Source organism: Vibrio sp. VP6 (assembly GCF_028823755.1).
GTDB lineage: Bacteria > Pseudomonadota > Gammaproteobacteria > Enterobacterales > Vibrionaceae > Vibrio > Vibrio parahaemolyticus.
Genome location: NZ_JAPEID010000118.1, coordinates 1 through 2,143 on the forward strand (window position 1 = coordinate 1; position 2,143 = coordinate 2,143).

The 2,143-nt window shown below is 41.3% G+C and carries 2 protein-coding genes and 1 pseudogene; 1 reads left to right on the top strand and 2 read right to left on the bottom strand.

The features are described 5' to 3' along the window. Positions 1–196: pseudogene (locus OU793_RS24245) on the top strand (hypothetical protein); the annotation flags it as partial. A gap of 79 nt (positions 197–275) precedes the next feature. Here the strand turns inward: OU793_RS24245 and OU793_RS24250 are convergent. Continuing rightward, positions 276–704, bottom strand: a complete 429-nt coding sequence (locus OU793_RS24250; protein WP_025499522.1) for a hypothetical protein — start codon at positions 702–704, stop codon at positions 276–278. Continuing rightward, on the bottom strand, positions 688–1,374 hold the full coding sequence (locus OU793_RS24255; protein WP_049874738.1) for a hypothetical protein: 687 nt from the start codon (positions 1,372–1,374) through the stop codon (positions 688–690). The genes OU793_RS24250 and OU793_RS24255 overlap by 17 nt, the downstream gene beginning before the upstream one ends. Between the last annotated feature and the right edge of the window lie 769 nt (positions 1,375–2,143).

Consider the following 2,143-nt stretch of genomic DNA (forward strand, 5'->3'; position numbering starts at 1 on the left):
TATCGGTGTGGTGTTGTTTTTGGTGATGTTGCTCATCACAAGACTCATGGCCAAAAACGACGCGCAGTTACGTCCGGTGTATCGCCGCTACGCGAAGTTTCAGCGTTATTACCCCGCCGCTGGCGTCAAGTATCTACACAAAGGGGTTTTGCGCCCATTTCAGCGAAAAGTCCAAAGTTGGCTCTCAGGCCTTTAGTTACAAGGGATTCCGAAGAGTAGTAGCGAATAAAAAGACTCCCGAAGGAGCCTTTTTAAATTCAAACATTGTGACTAAATCATCGAGCTTTCACGTACATCAGATGTATTCCTGTTGGAGTGATTCTTGTTAAATCTCGGCTGTACACATACCCATATTTTTCTAACAAATCGATAGAGTGGTATGTCCAGGCAACAGCAAATGCAATTCCGCATAAAGCAAATATAGTTACAATCTTATCCCAGATTTTTATTGTTTGAGAGCGGTAAATTTCTTTTATTTTTTCACCACGAACGAAAGCCTTAGGTGTTAAAAACAACAAATAAAGCAGCACCCCAAAAAAACCTACGGGTAGCCATAAAGTAATTATTGAAACTTGTACAAGATCAGCATGATTCAACAGATCAAGATAATCTTCTAATACTCCTTTAGATACATAAAACCAACTAGGAAAAAAGAAACTCCACATAAAAAGTATTGCAAATCTAACGCTAGTTTTGGATAACATTCTCTAACTCTCTAACAATTGTGTTTGAGATTTTAAACTCCCCCCAAGCCCATTCAATAATTACGTAGGCAGCAACACACGCAAGAGCACCGACTAAAACCGTACCACCAAGAGCAGCAACCGCGAACAAAGATGCCTCACCAACGGCTGTCTGGAGCATAAATTTGAACATGTCAGAGCCAACATTCCCAAACCAATCCACTAGGTGGTAATCATCTTTGAATACTAGGTCACTGGTAGCAATACTCGCCGATACTACAAACGTTAAAACTCCTGCACCTTTAAAGTTTGCAGCCCTAGATTTCGGGCTAAAACCAGTTTGCATTGCTTTAAATGAGTTCAGCGGGTATTTTTTTCCATTCATGTTGACACGAGTGCCATTTACAAGCGCATGTTTGAGTGCTTTCCCGTTCAGATCTGTCCCATTGAATGCGACAAAGATTTTTCCTCTGCTCTCAACAAGATCCGCCTTAATGTTCATATCCCCGAATTGCTTAGCAATAGACGCAGCGTCAAACATCGGCTCTGTGTGGTTGAACCATGATTTGGCTGTATTAATACTCGCAGCAAGAGCGGCAACATCTTTACCAGAATCGACCCAAACGTTATGCAATATCTTGTGCGCATCTTCTAAATCCGTGATAAGCACATGCTGCATGTTCTTAGCCATTTCATCTTCCAGAGAACACTCTAAAGCAAGAGAATCACTCAATACTTTTTCAACCGTTTGAGTTTGGCTATATAACAAAGGCTCTGAACCATAAGGGTCGTTAACTGGAGAATAGGATTGAACGGAAGCGATGTCTGTACTTCGACCTGACGGCTCATGAACGAGTTCACTAGTGAACTGTTCAAATATACTCTTAGATGCTTCACCCATTGGTTTTAAAGGACGCTCAAGCGGATTAGCTAAACCATCTTCCGTAGGATTTAAACGACTACGGATCGCATCATTCATGTTCTTAAATGCCTTAATGCCTCTTGCTTCAAGCGCGAGCTGTTCCTGCTCTTTCTTTTGATAAAAGGCATTTTGATCCTGTGTGTATGCTCTTTGAGCATCAAAAATAGTGGGATATGTAACTCTTTTGTAAACCAATGAATTCACAATAGGATCATGCCCTAAATGTTGCTGCATAGCGGTTTGGTCATAAAACATATCAACGGCTTGATCGAATGTGACGTGACACTTTTCCCAAAAAGCACTACCGCGCTGTGCGAATGGATAGTTTCGACCTCTCGGTGGAGGATTTTTGCTCATGACTTGCTCACATTGTCGAATAAAGAGTATGAAATCATAGCGATTTTTCTTGGTGCGTCATATTGGTCATATGTTGAATAGGCAACTTCACTATCAAAACGCTCATTTTGGCAGTGACAAAAATCAATATGGGGTCCGCTTGGAAAACGGAAAATATCCTACGTTAAGGCTTCTTGTACGA